The organism is Mycobacterium sp. (assembly GCF_050700595.1).
Lineage (GTDB): Bacteria > Actinomycetota > Actinomycetes > Mycobacteriales > Mycobacteriaceae > Mycobacterium.
Map to the genome: position 1 here is coordinate 1 of NZ_JBOHHI010000127.1, position 19,495 is coordinate 19,495.

The following is a 19,495-nucleotide window of genomic DNA, read 5'->3' on the forward strand; positions in this document are numbered from 1 at the left end:
AGGTGGTGGCCGGCGAGGCCGCGCTGGGGGCGGTGATCAAGGAGGCCAAAGAACAGCTTCGGGCGCTGCCGGATGGTTTGACCTATGGGCTGCTGCGCTACCTGAACCTCGAGGTGGACCTGGCCGGACCTGACCCGGCGATCGGGTTCAACTATCTGGGGCGGCTGGGCGGCCCGGCGGCCCAGGTATCCGGTGATCTGTGGCGGATCAGCCAAGAAGGCGTGTCGTCAACCGACGCCACAGCTGCGGCGCCCGTGCCGCTGGCGCACACCGTGGAGCTGGACGCTGTCACCGTGGACACCGATGCCGGCCCGCGCCTGCACGCCGAGTGGACGTGGGCGCCCTCGGCCCTCGATCGCGCGGCGGTCAGCCGGCTGGGCCGGTTGTGGTTTGAGGCCCTTGCCGGTATCTGCGCGCATGTGCGGTGCGGTGGGGGTGGGTTGAGCCCGTCCGATATCGCCCTTGCCGGTCTTAGCCAGCGGCAGATCGACGAGCTCCAGCGCCAGTATGCGGATCGCTGATGTTTTGCCGCTGACCCCTCTCCAGCGGGGGCTGCTGTTTCATGCCAGCACCGCGCAGGGCAGCGACGATCTGTATGCGGTGCAGCTGGAAATCACCGTGACCGGCCCACTCGATCCACACCGGTTGCGCGATGCGGTACACGCGGTCATCAACCGGCATCCGAACTTGGTGGCCCGATTCTCCGAACAGTTCGACGAACCGGCGCAGATCATCCCGGCTGATCCCGTGGTGCCCTGGCGGTATGTCGAGCTGGACGTCGACGTCGATGTCGATGAGGAGATCCAGCGGGTGTGTGCTGCCGAACGCGCCGCGGTCTGCGACCTGGCCGAGCAACCAGCGTCTCGGGCGGCGTTGATCCGCACCGCAGCAGATCAGCACCGATTTGTGCTGACCTTTCACCACATCGTGCTTGATGGCTGGTCGATGCCGATCCTGTTGGGGGAAATCTTCGCCAGCTATCACGGGCAGCGACTGCCCGCGGCAGTGCCTTACCGCAGGTTTGTTACCTGGCTGGCCGATCGCGACCGTGAGGCCGCCCGCGCGGCCTGGCGTGAGGTGTTCGCCGGTTTTGACACCCCGACACTGGTGGGCTCGTCGGGCGGCGTGGGTCTGGGGCGGCGAGGCGTTGCATCGTTTCGGGTGCCTGAACAGACCACACAGGCCGTTAGTGAGCTGGCGCGCTCGCACCACACCACCGTCAACATCGTGTTGCAGGGCGCTTGGGCGCAGCTGCTGACCTCGCTGACCGGCCAGCATGATGTCGCCTTCGGTGTCACGGTCTCGGGTCGGCCCGACGAGGTGGCCGGCGCGGAATCGATGGTGGGCCTGTTGATCAACACGGTGCCGGTACGGGCGACCATCACGGCGGCAACCACCGTCGTCGACTTACTCGATCAACTGCACCGCGCCCACAACCACACGCTCGAGCACCAACACTTGGCGCTGAGTGAGATCCACCGCATCACCGGTCAGGAACAACTGTTCGACACCCTTTTCGTGTACGAAAGCTACCCAATCGACACCGCCACATTGTCGGGTGTCGACGGGTTGGCCATCACCGAGTTCACCAACCGCGAATACAACCACTACCCGCTCGCGGTGCAAGCCCTGCCGGGCAGCGAACTGGGCCTGCGCGTCGAATTCGACACTGATGTGTTCGACGTGGCCGGTGTTGAGGCGTTGATAGGGCGGTTGCAGCGGGTGTTGGTGGCGATGACGGCTGATCCGGGGCGGCGGTTGTCGTCGGTGGATGTGCTGGATGCCGGTGAGCACGCCCGGTTGGAGGGGTGGGGTAACCGGGCGGTGCTAAGCGCGCCGGCACCCACGCCGGTGTCGGTTCCGGTGTTGTTCGCCGCGCAGGTGGCGCGCGTTCCGGAGGCGGTGGCGATCAGTTTTGAGGGCCGCTCGATGACTTATCGGGAGTTGGAGGAGGCCGCTAACCGGCTGGCGCACCGGTTGACCGCTCACGGTGCGGGCCCCGGGCAGTGTGTGGCGCTGCTGATGTCACGCTCGGCCGAGGCGATCGTGTCGATTTTGGCGGTGTTGAAGACCGGGGCGGCGTATTTGCCGATCGACCCGGCGGTGCCGGCGGCCCGGATCGAGTTCTTGCTTTCGGATGCCGGGCCGGTCGCCGCGGTGACCACGGCTGGGTTGGTTGATCGGTTGGATGGGCGTGATCTGGTGGTCATCGATGTCGATGACCCCCGCATTGATGCCCAGCCCGTCACGGCGTTGTCGGCGCCGGCTGCCGAGGACATCGCGTATTTGATCTATACCTCGGGCACTACCGGTGTGCCCAAGGGGGTGGCGATTACCCACCGCAATGTGGTCGAGCTGCTGGAGGCTGCGGGCGAGGACCTGGAGTTGGCCGGGCAGGTGTGGTCGCAGTGGCATTCGTTGGCCTTTGACGTCTCGGTGTGGGAGATGTGGGGGGCGTTGTTGCATGGTGGGCGGCTGGTGGTGGTGCCCGAGTCGGTGGCGCGTTCGCCAGAAGAGTTCCATGCGTTGTTGGTTGCTGAGCAGGTCAGTGTGTTAAGTCAGACTCCGTCGGGGTTTTATGCGTTGCAAACCGCCGATGCGCTTGCACCTGAGTTGGGTCAGCAGCTCAAGCTGCAGACGGTGGTGTTTGCCGGTGAAGCGCTAGAGCCCCGGCGTCTTGAGACGTGGCTGGATCATCATCCGGGGTTGCCGCGGCTGATCAACATGTATGGCACCACCGAGACGACGGTGCACGCCTCGTTGAGGGAGATCGTCAACGGCGACGTCGACAGCACTGTGAGCCCTGTCGGGGTGCCGTTGGCGCAGCTTGGTTTTTTTGTGCTGGATGGGTGGTTGCGTCCGGTGCCGGCCGAGGTGGTCGGTGAGTTGTATGTGGCCGGTGCCGGGCTGGGGTATGGGTATTGGCGTCGGGCTGGTTTGACCGCGTCGCGGTTTGTGGCGTGTCCGTTCGGCGGTGCGGGAGCGCGGATGTATCGCACCGGGGATCTGGTGCGGTGGCGGGCCGATGGGCAGCTGGATTATCTGGGGCGCGGTGATGACCAGGTCAAGATCCGTGGGTATCGCATCGAGTTGGGTGAAGTCGCGGCGGCGTTGGCCGGCCTGGATGGGGTGGGTCAGGCGGTGGTGATCGCCCGCGAGGACCGTCCCGGGGATAAGCGGTTGGTGGGTTATGTCACCGGGACCGTGGACGCGGCCACGGCGCGCGTGAAGCTGGCCGAGCGGCTGCCGGCGTATATGGTGCCGGCGGCGGTGGTGGGGCTCGAGGCGCGGCCGTTGACGGTCAACGGCAAACTCGACAAACGGGCTTTGCCGGCTCCGGAGTATCAGGATGTCGGTGGTTATCGGGCTCCGGCCACTCTCACCGAGGAGATTGTGGCCGGTATCTATGCCCAGGTGCTGGGGCTGGAGCGGGTCGGGGTCGATGAGTCGTTCTTCGATTTGGGGGGGGATTCGCTGTTGGCGATGCGGGTGATCGCCGCGGTCAACAAGTCGTTGGATGCCGGTGTTTCGGTGCGCGCCGTGTTCGAGGCGCCCACGGTTGCCCAGTTGGCGCCGCGTATCGGTGCCGGTGGGGGTGGGCTGGAGCCGTTGGTGGCCGGCCCGCGGCCGGCGGTGGTTCCGTTGTCGTTTGCCCCGAACCGGTTGTGGTTTTTGGATCAGTTGCAGGGGCCTTCTGCTGTGTACAACATGGCGGTGGCGTTGCGGCTGGACGGGCGGTTGGATGCCGAGGCGTTGGGTGTCGCGCTGGCCGATGTGGTGGGTCGTCACGAGAGTCTGCGCACCCTGTTTGTGGCGCCCGACGGGGTCCCTCAGCAGGTGGTGATGGCGGTTGAGCGGGCCGACTTGGGTTGGCAGGTCATCGATGCCAGCGGCTGGTCGGCGGCCCGGTTGGAGGAGGCCGTCGGCGCGGCCGCACGTCACACCTTTGATCTGGCGACCGAGATCCCGTTGCGGGCACGGCTTTTCCGCATCGCCGAGGACGAGCATGTGCTGGTGGCCGCGGTGCACCATATCGCCGCCGACGGCTGGTCGGTGGCTCCGCTGGCGCGTGATCTGGGTGTGGCTTATGCCAGCCGGTGCGTGGGACAAGCCCCCGGGTGGTTGCCGTTGGCGGTGCAGTATGTCGATTACACGCTATGGCAGCGCGCGCAATTCGGTGAGTTCGACGACAGCCGCAGTCGCATCGCCGGACAGCTGGCCTATTGGGAGGATGCGCTGGCCGGGATGCCCGAGCACTTGCAGCTGCCCACCGATCGGCCCTACCCGGCGGTTGGCGATTACCGGGGCGCCCGTGTGGCGGTGGAGTGGCCGGCGGAGTTGCAGGCGCAGGTGCGCGGGTTGGCCGGTGAGCACAATGCGACCAGTTTCATGGTGGCCCAGGCCGGGTTGGCGGTGTTGTTGTCCAGGCTCGGCGCCAGTCCCGATGTGGCGGTGGGGTTCCCGATCGCCGGGCGCCGCGATCCCGCGCTGGATGAGCTGGTGGGGTCTTTCGTCAACACCTTGGTGTTGCGGGTTGACCTGGCCGGGGATCCCACCATTGCCGAGTTGCTGGCGCAGGTGCGGCAGCGCAGCCTGGCCGCCTACGAACACCAAGACGTGCCCTTTGAGGTGCTCGTCGAGCGGCTCAACCCCGTCCGAAGCCGGGCCCATCATCCGCTGGTCCAGGTGTTGTTGGCCTGGCAGAACAATGAGCCCGCGACGCTGAGTTTGGGTGATCTGCAGGCCACGCCGATGCCGGTGGACACCCACACCGCCCGCATGGACCTGGTGTTGTCCCTGGCCGAACGCTGGACCGAAGCCGGCGAGCCCGCCGGGATCGGCGGGGAAGTCGAATTTCGCACCGACATTTTCGACGCGGCCAGCATCGAGGCGCTGATCGAGCGGTTGCGGCGGGTGTTGATGGCAATTGCCGCAGACCCGACACGGCGGTTGTCGTCGATGAATCTGGTTGACGAGGATGAGCAAGCCCGCCTGGATGGGTGGGGCAACCGGGGGGTGTTGGCCCAGCCGGTGACGGCGTCGGTGTCGATTCCGGCGTTGTTCGCCGCGCAGGTGGCGCGTGCCCCGGAGGCGGTGGCGCTGACCTTTGACGGCCGCTCCATGACTTACCGCGAGCTCGATGGGGCCGCCAACCGGTTGGCACACCTGTTGGCTGCACAGGGGGCGGGACCGGGACAGTCGGTGGCGCTGCTGTTTTCCCGGTCGGCCGAAGCGGTCATAGCGATTGCGGCGGTGCTGAAGACCGGGGCAGCCTACATGCCGATCGACCCCGCGCATCCAGATGCGCGGATCAGGTTCATGGTGGCCGATGCCACACCGATCGTGGCGATCACCACTGCCGTGCTCGCCGACCGGCTGCACGGATGTGACCTGCCGGTCATCGATGTCAACGACCCCGTTGTTGACACCCAGCCCGGCACCGCATTACCGGCACCCGCTCCGGACGACATTGCCCACATCATCTACACGTCCGGCACTACGGGTGTCCCCAAAGGGGTGGCGGTCACCCACCGCAACGTGATCCAGCTGCTGGAGGTAGTGGATACATATCTGCCGATGCCGAGGGTGTGGACGCAGTGTAATTCCTATGGATTCGACACGTCGGTCTGGGAGATCTGGGGTCCGCTCCTGAGCGGTGGGCGGGTGGTGGTGGTGCCCGAGTCAGTGGCGGCGTCACCGGATGACTTCCACGACTTACTAGCTACTGAAGGGGTCAGCCTCCTTACCTGGACGCCGTCTGCGGTTGCGACGTTGTTCCCGCAGGGTTTGAGATCGATGGCGTTGGTGGTAGCCGGTGAGGCTTGTCCGGCTGAGGTGGTGGATCGGTGGGCGCCGGGGCGGGTGATGCTCAACGCCTACGGTCCGACCGAGACGACGATGGTTGTGACGTTCAGTGCGCCGTTGGCAGCGGGATCGGACGTGCCAATCGGTCCGCCGGTGCCCGGGGCGGCGTTGTTTGTTCTGGATGGGTCGTTGCGGCCGGTGCCGGCCGGGGTGGTCGGGGAGTTGTATGCGGCCGGGCACGGCGTGGGTTGCGGGTATCTGCGCCGGGCGGGTTTGACGGCGTCGCGGTTTGTGGCGTGTCCGTTCGGCGGAGCGGAGGCGCCGGGAACACGGATGTATCGCACCGGGGATCTGGTGCGCTGGGGCCCTGATGGGCAGTTGCAGTACCTGGGGCGTGCCGATGAGCAGGTCAAGATCCGCGGGTATCGCATCGAACTGGGTGAGGTCCGCGCGGCGCTGGCCGGGCTGGATGGGGTGGATGACGCGGCGGTGATTGCGCGCGAGGACCGCTCCGGTGATAAGCGCCTGGTGGCTTACATCACGGGTATAGCGGACCCGGCCACGGCGCGTACCGCGCTGGCCGAGCGGCTACCGCCGTATATGGTGCCGGCCGCGGTGGTGGTGGTCGACGCCCTGCCGCTGACACCCAACGGCAAACTCGACACCCGCGCCCTGCCGGCACCGGAATACCAGGATGTCGATACTTACCGCGCTCCGACCAGCCCCCCCGAGGAGATCCTGGCCGGCATCTATGCCCAGGTGCTCGGGCTGCAGCGCGTTGGGGTCGATGATTCGTTCTTCGATCTGGGTGGGGATTCGTTGTCGGCGATGCGGGTCATCGCCGCGGCCAACAAGTCTTTGGATGCCGGCCTCTCGGTGCGCATCTTGTTCGAGGCGCCCACGGTTGCCCAGTTGGCGCCCCGTATGGGCGAAGATGTGCGTGGGCTGGAGCCGTTGGTGGCCGGTGAGCGACCTGCGGTGGTCCCGTTGTCGTTTGCCCAGAACCGGTTGTGGTTTTTAGGTCAGTTGCACGGGCCCTCACCGGTTTACAACATGGCGGTGGCGTTGCGGCTGGGCGGGCGGCTCGATGCCGAGGCGTTGGGTGCGGCGCTGGCCGATGTGGTGGACCGCCACGAAAGCCTGCACACCCTGTTTGTCGCGCCGGAGGGGATCCCTCAGCAGATGGTAGTGGTGGCGCCCGAGCGGGCCGATTTCGGCTGGCAGATCGTCGATGCCGCCGGCTGGTCGGGGGCCCGGTTACAGGAGGAGATCGAGGAAACGGCGCGCCACCTGTTTGATTTGGCTACCGAGATCCCTTTGCGGGCACGGCTTTTCCGCATCGCCGAGGACGGGCATGTGCTGGTGGCGGTGGTGCACCATATCGCCGCCGACGGGTTGTCGGTGACTCCGCTGGTGCGTGATCTGGGTGTGGCCTATGCCAGCCGGTGTGCGGGGCAAGCGCCCAGGTGGTTGCCGTTGGCGGTGCAGTATGTCGATTACGCGCTATGGCAGCGTGTGCAATTCGGTGAGCTCGACGATCCCAACAGCCCGATTGCCGCGCAGTTGGCCTACTGGGAAGATGCGCTGGCCGGGATGCCCGAGCGATTGCAGCTGCCCACCGATCGGCCCTATCCGCCGGTTGCCGATCAGCGGGGGGCCACTGTGGCGGTGGACTGGCCGGCGGAGCTGCAGCATCGGGTGCGCCAGCTGGCCGGTGAGCACAATGCGACCAGCTTCATGGTGATCCAGGCGGCTTTGGCGGTGTTGTTGTCGAAGATCAGTGCCAGTCCCGATGTGGCGGTAGGGTTCCCGATCGCCGGGCGGCGCGACCCGGCGTTGGATGAGTTGGTGGGGTTTTTCGTCAACACCTTGGTGCTGCGGGTCGATTTGGCTCGGGATCCTAGTGTTGCAGAGCTACTCGCGCAGGTGCGAGCACGCAGCCTGGCCGCCTATGAGCATCAGGATGTGCCGTTTGAGGTGCTGGTGGAGCGGCTCAACCCGACCCGATCGTTGGCTCATCACCCGCTGGTGCAGGTCATGTTGGCCTGGCAGAACTGGCAGGACAATGATCCCGCGGCCGGGGTGGCGTTGGGTGATCTGCAGGTTACGCCGATGCGGGCGGACACCCATACCGCCCGTACGGATCTGACGTTTTCGTTGGCTGAACGCTGGAGCGAGGCCGGTGAGCCCGCCGGAATCGGCGGGGCGGTGGAGTTTCGCACTGATGTGTTCGACGCGGCCAGCATCGAGGCGCTGATCGGGCGGTTGCAGCGGGTGTTGGTGGCGATGGCCGCTGATCCGGGGCGGCGGTTGTCGTCGGTGGATGTGCTGGATGCCGGTGAGCATGCCCGGTTGGAGGGGTGGGGTAATCGGGCGGTGTTGGCGCGGCCGGTGGCCACATCGGTGTCGATTCCGGTGTTGTTTGCCGCGCAGGTGGCGCGCGTTCCGGAGGCGGTGGCGATCAGTTTTGAGGGCCGCTCGATGACTTACCGCGAGGTGGATGAGGCGGCGAACCGGTTGGCGCACCTTTTGGTCGCTCGCGGGGCGGGCCCGGGTGAGCGTGTCGCGGTGCTGCTTTCGCGGTCGGCCGAGGCGATCGCGTCGATTTTGGCGGTGTTGAAGACCGGGGCGGCTTATCTGCCGATCGACCCGGCGGTGCCGGCGGCCCGGATCGAGTTCTTGCTTTCTGATGCCGTGCCGGTCGCCGCGGTTACCACGGCTGGGTTGGTTGATCGGTTGGATGGGCGTGATCTGGTGGTCATCGATGTCGATGACCCTGGTATTCAGGCCTATCCATGTACGGGTTTGTCGGCGCCGGCGGCGGAAGACGTTGCTTACCTCATCTACACCTCGGGCACTACCGGTGTGCCCAAGGGGGTGGCGATTACCCACCGCAATGTGATCGAGCTGCTGGAGGCTGCGGGCGAAGACCTGGAGCTGGCCGGTCAGGTGTGGTCGCAGTGGCATTCGTTGGCCTTTGACGTCTCGGTGTGGGAGATGTGGGGTGCGCTGTTGCATGGTGGGCGGCTGGTGGTGGTGCCCGAGTCGGTGGCGCGCTCGCCAGAAGAGTTCCATGCGTTGCTAGTTGCTGAGCAGGTCAGTGTGTTGAGCCAGACTCCGTCGGGGTTTTATGCGTTGCAAACCGCCGATGCGCTTGCACCTGAGCGGGGAGATCAGCTCAAGCTGCAGACGGTGGTGTTTGCCGGTGAAGCGCTAGAACCTCAGCGTCTTGAGACGTGGCTGGATCATCACCCGGGGTTGCCGCGGCTGATCAATATGTATGGCACCACCGAGACGACGGTGCATGCCTCGTTGAGGGAAATTGTCGGCAGTGATGCTGTCAGCACGGTGAGCCCTGTTGGGGGGCCGTTGGCGCATCTTGGTTTTTTTGTGCTGGATGGGTGGTTGCGGCCGGTGCCGGCCGGTGTGGTCGCTGAGTTGTATGTGGCCGGTGCCGGGCTGGGGTATGGGTATTGGCGTCGGGCTGGTTTGACCGGGTCGCGGTTTGTGGCGTGTCCGTTCGGCAGCGCGGGAGCGCCGGGAACGCGGATGTATCGCACCGGGGATTTGGTGTGTTGGGGTCCTGATGGGCAGCTGGACTATCTGGGGCGCGCCGATGACCAGGTCAAGATCCGCGGGTATCGCATCGAGTTGGGTGAAGTCGCGGCGGCGTTGGCCGGCCTGGATGGGGTGGGTCAGGCGGTGGTGATCGCCCGCGAGGACCGCCCCGGTGACAAACGCCTCGTGGGCTATGTGACCGGCACCGCCGACACGGCCCAGATCCGCGCCGCGCTGGCCGAGCGGCTCCCGGCCTACATGGTGCCGGCCGCGGTGGTGGTGCTCGAGGCGCTGCCGTTGACGGTCAACGGCAAACTCGACAAACGGGCCCTGCCGGCTCCGGAGTATCAGGATGTCGGTGGTTATCGCGCCCCGGCCACTCTCACGGAGGAGATTGTGGCCGGTATCTATGCCCAGGTGCTGGGGCTGGAGCGGGTCGGGGTCGATGAGTCGTTTTTCGATTTGGGTGGGGATTCGCTGTTGGCGATGCGGGTGATCGCCGCGGTCAACAAGTCGTTGGATGCCGGCGTTTCGGTGCGTGCCGTGTTCGAGGCGCCCACGGTTGCCCAGTTGGCGCCGCGTATTGGTGCCGAGGGGGGTGGGCTTGCGCCGTTGGTGGCCGGTGAGCGGCCGGCGGTGGTTCCGTTGTCGTTTGCCCAGAACCGGTTGTGGTTTTTGGATCAGTTGCAGGGGCCTTCTGCTGTGTACAACATGGCGGTGGCGTTGCGGCTGGACGGGCGGCTGGATGCTGGGGTGTTGGGTGCGGCGCTGGCCGATGTGGTGGGCCGCCACGAGAGTCTGCGCACCCTGTTTGTGGCGCCCGACGGGGTCCCCCAGCAGGTGGTGATGGCGGTTGAGCGGGCCGACTTTGGCTGGCAGGTCATCGATGCCAGCGGCTGGCCGGCGGCCCGGTTGGAGGAGGCCGTCGGTGCGGCCGCACGTCACACCTTTGATCTCGCGTCCGAGATCCCGTTGCGGGCACGGCTTTTCCGGGTTGCCGATGACGAGTACGTGCTGGTGGCCGCGGTGCACCATATCGCCGCCGACGGCTGGTCGGTGAACCTGCTGGTGCGTGATCTGGGTGTGGCTTATGCCAGCCGGTGCGTGGGACAAGCTCCTGGGTGGTTGCCGTTGGCGGTGCAGTATGTCGATTACACGCTGTGGCAGCGCGCGCAGCTGGGTGAGCTGGCCGACAGCCACAGCCGTATCGCCGCGCAGCTGGCCTACTGGCAGGATGTGCTGGCAGGGATGCCCGAGCACTTGCAGCTGCCCACCGATCGGCCCTATCCGGCGGTTGCCGATTACCGCGGCGCCACTGTGGCGGTGGAGTGGCCGGCCGAGCTGCAGGCGCGGGTGCGCGGGTTGGCCGGTGAGCACAATGCGACCAGTTTCATGGTGGTCCAGGCCGGCTTGGCGGTGTTGTTGTCCAGGCTCAGCGCCAGCAGTGATGTGGCGGTGGGGTTCCCGATCGCCGGGCGCCGCGATCCCGCGCTGAATGAGCTGGTGGGATTTTTCGTCAACACCTTGGTGCTACGCGTCGACCTGGCCGGGGATCCCACCATTGCCGAGTTGCTGGCCCAGGTGCGGCAGCGCAGCCTGGCCGCCTACGAACACCAAGACGTGCCCTTTGATGTGCTCGTCGAGCGGCTCAACCCCACCCGAAACCTAGCCCATCATCCGCTGGTCCAGGTGGCGTTAACCTGGCAGAACCTCGCCGGACAGGACAACGACCCCGCCTTGACCTTGGGTGATCTGCAGGCCACGCCGATGCCGGTGGACACCCACACCGCCCGCATGGACCTGGTGTTTTCCCTGGCCGAACGCTGGACCGAAGCCGGCGAGCCCGCCGGGATCGACGGGGAGGTCGAATTTCGCACCGACATTTTCGACGCTGCCAGCATCGAGGCACTGATCGAGCGGTTACGGCGGGTGTTGATGGCAATGACCGATGATGTGGACGGGCAGCCATGACCGCCCGTTCGGGGCAGCGGTTGTCGTCGATCGACCTGCTTGACGACGATGAGCAAACCCAGCTGGACGGGTGGGGCAACCGGGCGGTCTTGACCCAGCCGGCGAGGCCCGCGGTGTCGATTCCGACGTTGTTCGCCGCGCAAGTAGCGCGAGCCCCGGAGGCGGTGGCGCTGACCTTTGACGGCCGCTCCATGACTTACAGCGAGCTCGATGAGGCCGCCAACCGGTTGGCGTATCTTTTGGCTGCACAGGGGGTGGGACCGGGACAGTCGGTGGCGCTGCTGTTTTCCCGGTCGGCCGAAGCGGTCATAGCGATTGCGGCGGTGCTGAAGACCGGGGCAGCCTACCTGCCGATCGACCCGATGGTGCCGGCGGCCCGGCTGGAGTTCATCATTCAAGACGCCGCGCCGGTGGCCGCGATCACCACGGCGGACCTACGGTCGCGGCTGGACGGATGCGACTTGCCGGTCATCGATGTCAGCGACCCTCGCACTGATACCCAGCCCAACATCGCATTGCCGGCACCGGCCCCCGATGACATTGCTTACCTGATCTACACCTCGGGTACTACCGGTGTGCCCAAAGGCGTGGCCATCACACACCACAACGTCACCGAGCTCTTGGCGTCGTTGGATGCCGGCCTGCCGGTTCCGGGGGTGTGGCCGCTGTGCCATTCACTGGGTTTCGACGTTTCGGTGTGGGAAATCTTCGGTGCGCTGTTGCGCGGTGGGCGGCTGGTGGTGGTGCCGGAGTCGGTGGCGAGCTCACCAGAAGACTTCCACGCCCTGCTGGTGACCGAACAGATCAGCGTGTTCACTCAAACCCCTTCCGCCATGGGCGTGCTATCGCCTGAGGGGTTGGACTCGATGGCTTTGGTGATGGCCGGTGAGGCCTGTCCGGCTGAGGTGGTGGATCGGTGGGCGCCGGGGCGGGTGATGGTCAACGCGTATGGTCCGACCGAGACGACGATGTGTGTGGCGATCAGTGCGCCGTTGGCAGCGGGGTCGGGGGTGCCGCCGATCGGCTCGCCGGTGCCAGGGGCGGCGTTGTTTGTGCTGGATGGGTCGTTGCGGCCGGCGCCGGCCGGGGTGGTCGGGGAATTGTATGTGGCCGGTGCCGGGGTGGGCTGTGGGGAGGGGGGCCGTCCCGGTTTGACGGCGTCGCGGTTTGTCGCGTGTCCGTTCGGCGGCGCGGGAGCGCCGGGAACACGGATGTATCGCACCGGGGATCGAGTGCGCTGGGGTCCTGATGGGCAGCTGCAATACCTGGGGCGCGCCGACGAGCAGGTCAAGATCCGCGGGTATCGCATCGAGGTCGGGGAGGTGCGCGCGGCGCTGGCCGGGCTGGATGGGGTGGATGACGTGGCGGTGATCGCCCGCGAGGACCGCCCCGGTGACAAACGCCTGGTGGGTTATGTCGCCGGGACCGCAGACCCGGACGAGATCCGGGCCGAGCTGGCAGAGCGGCTGCCGACCTACATGGTGCCGGCCGCGGTGATGGTGGTCGACACGCTGCCGCTGACACCCAACGGCAAACTCGACACCCGCGCCTTGCCGGCACCGGAATACACCGCGGGTGAGTATCGGGCCCCGAGCAGTCCGGTTGAAGAGGTCGTTGCCGGCATCTATGCCCAGGTGCTCGGACTTGAGCGGGTCGGGGTCGACGAGTCGTTCTTCGATCTGGGCGGGAACAGCATTTCGGCGATGCAGGTGATCGCCGCAATCAACACCGGTCTGGATGCCGGCCTTTCGGTACGTAGCGTGTTCGAGGCTCCCACGGTTGCCCAGCTGACGTCCCGCATCGGTGTGGGCGGGGATGGGCTGGAGCCGTTGGTAGCGGGTGAGCGGCCCGCGGTGGTTCCGTTGTCGTTTGCCCAGAGCCGGTTGTGGTTTTTGGACCAGTTGCACGGGCCCTCACCGGTTTACAACATAGCGGTGGCGTTGCGACTGGGCGGGCGGCTCGATGCCGAGGTGTTGGGTGCGGCGCTGGCCAATGTGGTGGGTCGTCATGAAAGCCTGCGCACGCTGTTTGCCGCGCCGGAGGGGATCCCTGAGCAGCTGGTGGTGGCGCCCGAGCAGGCCGACTTCGGCTGGCAGATCGTCGATGCCACCGGCTGGTCGCCAACCCGGCTGGGTGACGCCATCGACATCGCGGCGCGCGACCCATTTGATTTGGCTACCGAGATCCCTTTGCGGGCACGGCTTTTCCGCGTCGCCGAGGACGAGCATGTGCTGGTGGCGGTGGTGCACCATATCGCCGCCGACGGGTTGTCGGTGACTCCGCTGGTGCGTGATCTGGGTGTGGCCTATGCCAGCCGGTGTGCGGGGCAGGCTCCTGGGTGGGCCGCATTGGCGGTGCAGTATGTCGATTACACGCTATGGCAGCGCGCGCAATTCGGTGAGCTCGACGATCCCGACAGCCCGATTGCCGCGCAGTTGGCCTACTGGGAAGATGCGCTGGCCGGGATGCCCGAGCGGCTGCAGCTGCCCACCGATCGGCCCTACCCGGCGGTTGCCGATCACCGCGGCGCCAGTGTGGCCGTGGACTGGCCGGCGGAGCTGCAGCAGCGGGTGCGCCAGGTGGCCGGTGAGCACAATGCGACCAGCTTCATGGTGATCCAGGCGGCTTTGGCGGTGTTGTTGTCCGGGCTGAGCGCCAGTCCCGATGTGGCGGTGGGGTTCCCGATCGCCGGGCGCCGCGATCCCGCGCTGGATGAGTTGGTGGGGTTTTTCGTCAACACCTTGGTGCTGCGGGTTGACCTCGCCGCTGATCCCACCCTCGCCGAGTTGCTGACCCAGGTACGAGAGCGCAGCCTGGCCGCCTATGAGCATCAGGATGTGCCCTTTGAGGTGCTGGTGGAGCGGCTCAACCCGACCCGATCGTTGACTCATCACCCGCTGGTGCAGGTCATGTTGGCCTGGCAGAACAATGAGCCCGCGAGGCTGGGTTTGGGTGATCTGCAGGTCACACCGATGCCGGTGGACACCCATACCGCCCGTACGGATCTGACGTTTTCGTTGGCCGAACGCTGGAGCGAGGCCGGTGAGCCCGCCGGGATCGGCGGGGCGGTGGAGTTTCGCACCGACGTGTTCGACGCGACCGGCATCGAGGCGCTGATCGGGCGGTTGCAGCGGGTGTTGGTGGCGATGGCCACTGATCCGGGGCGGCGGTTGTCGTCGGTGGATGTGCTTGATGCCGGTGAGCACGCGCGGCTCGATGGGTGGGGTAACCGGGCGGTGTTAGCCCGGCCGGCGGCCACATCGGTGTCGATTCCGGTGTTGTTTGCCGCGCAGGTGGCGCGCGCCCCCGAGGCGGTGGCGATCACCTTCGATGGCCACTCGGTGACTTACCGCGAGGTGGATGAGGCGGCGAACCGGTTGGCGCACCTTTTGGTCGCTCACGGGGCGGGCCCGGGTGAGCGTGTCGCGGTGCTGCTTTCGCGGTCGGTCGAGGCGGTCGTGTCGATTTTGGCGGTTTTGAAGACCGGGGCGGCCTATTTGCCGATCGACCCGGCGGTGCCGGCGGGCCGGATCGAGTTCTTGCTCTCTGATGCTGCGCCGATCGCCGCGGTTACCACGGCTGGGTTGGTTGACCGGTTGGATGGGCGTGACCTGGTGGTCGTCGATGTGGAAGATCCCCGCGTCCACACCTATCCGTGCACGGCGATGGCGGCGCCGGCGGCGGAAGACGTTGCTTACCTCATCTACACCTCGGGCACCACCGGTGTACCCAAGGGGGTGGCCGTCACCCACCGCAACGTGACCCAGCTGCTGGAGTCGCTGGACGGCGAGCTGTCGCCGGGGCAGGTGTGGACACAGTGTCATTCCCTGGCCTTCGACTACTCGGTGTGGGAGATGTTCGGTGCACTGTTGCACGGTGGGCGCCTGGTGGTGGTGCCCGAGTCGGTGGTCCGCTCACCGGAAGACCTCCGTGCCTTGCTGGTCACGGAACAAGTCAGTGTGTTAAGTCAAACTCCGTCGGCGTTTTATGCGCTGCAAACGGCCGACGCGCTGCGACCTGAGCTGGGACAACAACTCAAGCTTGAGACTGTGGTGTTCGGCGGCGAATCGCTGGAACCACACCGTCTCCGGACGTGGCTGCACAACCACGCGGGGTTACCGCGACTGATCAACATGTATGGCATCACCGAGACGACGGTGCATGCCTCGTTTAGGGAGATCGTCGACGCCGACGTCGACAGCACTGTCAGCCCCATTGGGGGGCCGTTGGCGCATCTTGGCTTTTTTGCGCTCGATCGGTGGTTGCGGCCGGTGCCGGCCGGTGTGGTCGGTGAGTTGTATGTGGCCGGTGCCGGGCTGGCGTATGGGTATGTGGGCCGGGCCGAGTTGACCGCCTCGCGGTTTGTGGCCTGTCCGTTCGGTGGCGCGGGAGCACCGGGAACACGGATGTATCGCACCGGGGATCTGGTGCGGTGGCGTGCTGACGGGCAGCTGGATTATCTGGGGCGGGCCGATGACCAGGTCAAGATCCGCGGGTATCGCATCGAGCTCGGTGAAGTCCAGGCGGCGTTGGCCGGCCTGGACGGGGTCGAACAGGCCGCCGTGATCGCCCGCGAGGACCGTCCCGGTGACAAGCGACTGGTGGGCTATGTCACCGGGACAACAGACCCGGCCACCGCGCGTGCGAAGCTGACCGAGCGGCTCCCGGCCTACATGGTGCCGACCGCGGTGATGGTGCTCGACGCCCTGCCGCTGACGGTCAACGGCAAACTCGACACCCGCGCCCTGCCCGCACCGGAGTACCAGGAGGTCGATCATTACCGCGCTCCGGTCGGCAAGGTCGAGGAGACCTTGGCCGGCATCTACGCCCAGGTGCTGGGGCTGGAGCGGGTCGGCGTCGACGAGTCGTTCTTCGAGCGGGGTGGGGACAGCATTTTGTCGATGCAGGTGGTGGCCCTGGCGCATGCGGCCGGCCTGATGTGCCGGCCGCGCGAAATTTTCGTCGAGCAGACCGTGGCCCGGCTGGCCCGGGTGACTCGCGCGGCCCCGGTGGTTTTTGTGGCCATCGGCGCGAAGGCCATGGGTACGGGTCGCACGGTCGATGAGGGCGTCGAGCAGGCGGTGGCAACCCCGATCATGCGCTGGCTGCAGGGTGTGGATGGCCCAATTGAGCAGTTCAACCAGACGGTGGTGGTGCAGGCTCCCGCGGGGGTGACCGAGGCAGATGTGGTGGTGGTGTTGCAGGCCTTGCTGGATCGCCATGCCATGCTGCGGCTGCGCGTCTTCGACGACGGCCCCGGCGGTTGGTCGTTGACGGTGCCCGAGGTGGGATTGGTCCATGCGGGCCGGCACCTGCAAACCGTGGAGGTGCTCTCCGATGAGGCGGTGATGGATGCGCGGTCGAGGTTGAACCCGGCCACCGGGGTGATGCTCAGCGCGCTGTGGGTGGCCTCCACCGGCCAGTTGGTGTTGATCATTCACCATCTGGCCGTCGACGGGGTGTCGTGGCGGGTTCTACTGGCTGACTTGAACGTTGCCTGGGTTGAGCATCGCAGTGGGCAGCCGGTGGCGTTGTCCGCGGGGGGGACGTCGTTCGCCCGGTGGGCAGCACTGCTGGCTGAGTATGCGCGCCGCCCGGAAGTCGTGGCCCAGGCGGACACCTGGCGGCAGGTGGCGGCGGTCCCGGCCGCGCTACCGGCGGTGCAACCTGCGATGGATACATTTGCCACGGCCGGGCATCTGTCGGTGTCGCTGGATGTGGAGACGACCCGGATGCTGCTCGGTGAGGTGCCGGCGGCGTTTCATGCCGGCGTGCAAGACATATTGTTGATCGCGTTCGGGTTGGCGTGGGCACAGTTCTTGGGTAGCGGCCGCGCGCCGATCGGCATCGATGTGGAGGGCCACGGGCGCCACGAGGAGCTGGCCCCCGATCTTGACCTGTCGCGCACCGTGGGGTGGTTCACGGCCATATACCCGGTGTCGTTGGCGATCGGTGGGGTCTCCTGGGCGCAGGTGCGGGCCGGTGAGGCCGCGTTGGCCGCGGTGATCAAGGACGCCAAAGAGCAGCTTCGTGCTCTCCCGGATCCCCTGACCTACGGTGTGCTGCGCTACCTGAACACCGATGTGGAGCTGGCCGGGCCAGATCCGCCGATCGGGTTTAACTATCTGGGGCGGCTGGGCGCAGCGTCGGCCGAGGTCTCCGAAGATTTCTGGCGGGTCTGCCACGACGACGGTGCGGTTACCGGCGTCAGCGCGGCGATACCCATGCCGCTGCCGCACACTGTGGAACTCAACGCCGCTACCGTCGACACCGACACCGGCCCGCACCTGCACGCCAACTGGACATGGGCGCAATCGGCACTTGATAGCACCCAGGTCAGCCAGCTGAGCCGGTTGTGGTTTGAGGCCCTGGCCGGCATCTGCGTACATGTGCGCCGCGGTGGGGGCGGGCTGACGCCATCTGATATCGCGCCTGCCCGCTTGAGCCAGCAGCAGATTGACGAACTGCAGCGGCAATACCGGATCGCTGACATTTTGCCGCTGGCCCCCCTGCAGCAGGGGCTGCTGTTTCACGCCGGCGCCGCGCAGGGATCAGGCGACGATGTGTATGCGGTGCAGCTGGATATCACCATCACCGGTGCCCTCGACCAGCACCGGTTGCGCGATGCGGTGCACACGGTGGTCAACCGGTACCCGAACCTGGTGGCCCGATTCTGCGCGCAATTCGACGAGCCGGTGCAGATCATCCCGGCCGATCCCGTAGCGGCGTGGCGGTATGTCGAACTGGACGCCGGCAGCGTCGATGTCGCTGAGCAGGTCCAGTGGCTCTGCGTTGCCGAACGCGCCGCGGTCTGCGATTTCGCCAACCCGCCGGCCTTTCGGGTGGCGTTGATCCGTACCGCGGAAGATCGGCACCGGTTGGTGCTGACGAATCACCACATCGTGATGGATGGCTGGTCGCTGCAGATTCTGCTGCGGGAAATCTTCGCCAGCTACTACGGGCATCGCCTGCCCGCGGCCGTGTCGTATCGCAAGTTTGTTGACTGGCTGGGCGGTCAGGATCGCGGTGCCGCTCAAGCCGCCTGGCATGAGGTGTTGGCCGGCTTTGACACCCCTACCTTGGTAGGTCCGCCGGATCGGTTAGGGCTGGGGGAACGAGACGCCGAATCGTTTCGGGTTTCGGCCGAGACCACGCACGCCGTTAGCGAGCTGGCGCGCTCGCACCACACCACCGTCAGCACCGTGTTGCAGGGTGCGTGGGCGCAGCTGCTGATCTGGCTGACCGGTCAGCATGATGTCGCCTTCGGCGCTGTCGTTTCGGGGAGGCCAACCGAGGTCGCCGGCGCGGGCTCGATGGTGGGGCTGTTGATCAACACCGTGCCGGTCCGGGCGAACATCACGCCCGCAACCACCATCGCCGACCTGCTGGATCAGCTGCAACGTGCTCACAACGACACCCTGGAGCATCAGCACTTGGCGCTCAGCGACATTCACCGCATCACCGGTCAGAAAAGATTGTTCGACACGGTTTTCGTTTACGAAAACTACCCGACCGACACCGCCGCTTTGCTGGGCGGCGCCCACGAGTTGGTCGTCACCGACTTCCGCGACTACTACCACTACCCGCTGACGATCCAAGCCGTGCCGGGCCACGAACTGGAGCTTCGCGTTCAATATCGGGCAGATCTTTTCGACGCGGCCACCATCGAAGCGTTGATCGAGCGGATGAAGCAGGTGTTGGTGGCCATGACAGCCGATCCCACCCGGCGAGTGTCGTCGATCGATCTGGGCAACCGGGCGGTGTCGACCCAGCCGGTGACTACGGCGGCGTCGGCGCCCGAATACCACGACACCGATGGTGATTATCGTGCTCCGGATAACCTGGTCGAGCAGATCGTGGCCGACATCTACGCTCAGGTGCTGGGGGTAAACCGCGTCGGGGTCGATGAGTCGTTTTTCGACCTGGGCGGGGATTCGCTGTCCGCGATGCGGGCGATCGCCGCGATCAACACAGCCCTTGACATCCACCTTGCGGTGCGCACCTTATTCGACGCGCCGTCCGTTAGAAGCTTGAGCCGGCAATTGGACAGGTATGCGGGCTCGGTGGCGGAAGTTCCCGCCGTGAGCCCGGCCAGCGATCTGTAAGACGCCGACGACGGCGAGGCCGAGCGAAAGCCCGGGCGCTAAGCCGGCACGTCGCT

At 66.3% G+C, this 19,495-nt stretch carries 2 protein-coding genes and 1 pseudogene; all 3 read left to right on the forward strand.

The features are described from left to right. Positions 1–521: pseudogene (locus tag ACRDTL_RS12480) on the forward strand (non-ribosomal peptide synthetase); the annotation flags it as partial. Continuing rightward, the gene (locus ACRDTL_RS12485) at positions 508–11,334 is read left to right on the forward strand and encodes an amino acid adenylation domain-containing protein (RefSeq protein ID WP_431507019.1); all 10,827 of its coding nucleotides are present in this window, start codon (positions 508–510) and stop codon (positions 11,332–11,334) included. The pseudogene ACRDTL_RS12480 and the gene ACRDTL_RS12485, both read left to right, overlap by 14 nt. After that, positions 11,331–19,439, forward strand: coding sequence for an amino acid adenylation domain-containing protein (locus ACRDTL_RS12490; protein WP_431507020.1), 8,109 nt, complete (start codon positions 11,331–11,333; stop codon positions 19,437–19,439). The genes ACRDTL_RS12485 and ACRDTL_RS12490 overlap by 4 nt, the downstream gene beginning before the upstream one ends. The last annotated feature ends 56 nt before the right edge of the window (positions 19,440–19,495 follow it).

Coding starts and splice junctions, on each gene's coding strand:
- ACRDTL_RS12490 (WP_431507020.1), top strand. CDS start 11,331: ATGACCGCCCGTTCGGGGCAGCGGTTGTCGTCGATCGACCTGCTTGAC.
- ACRDTL_RS12485 (WP_431507019.1), top strand. CDS start 508: ATGCGGATCGCTGATGTTTTGCCGCTGACCCCTCTCCAGCGGGGGCTG.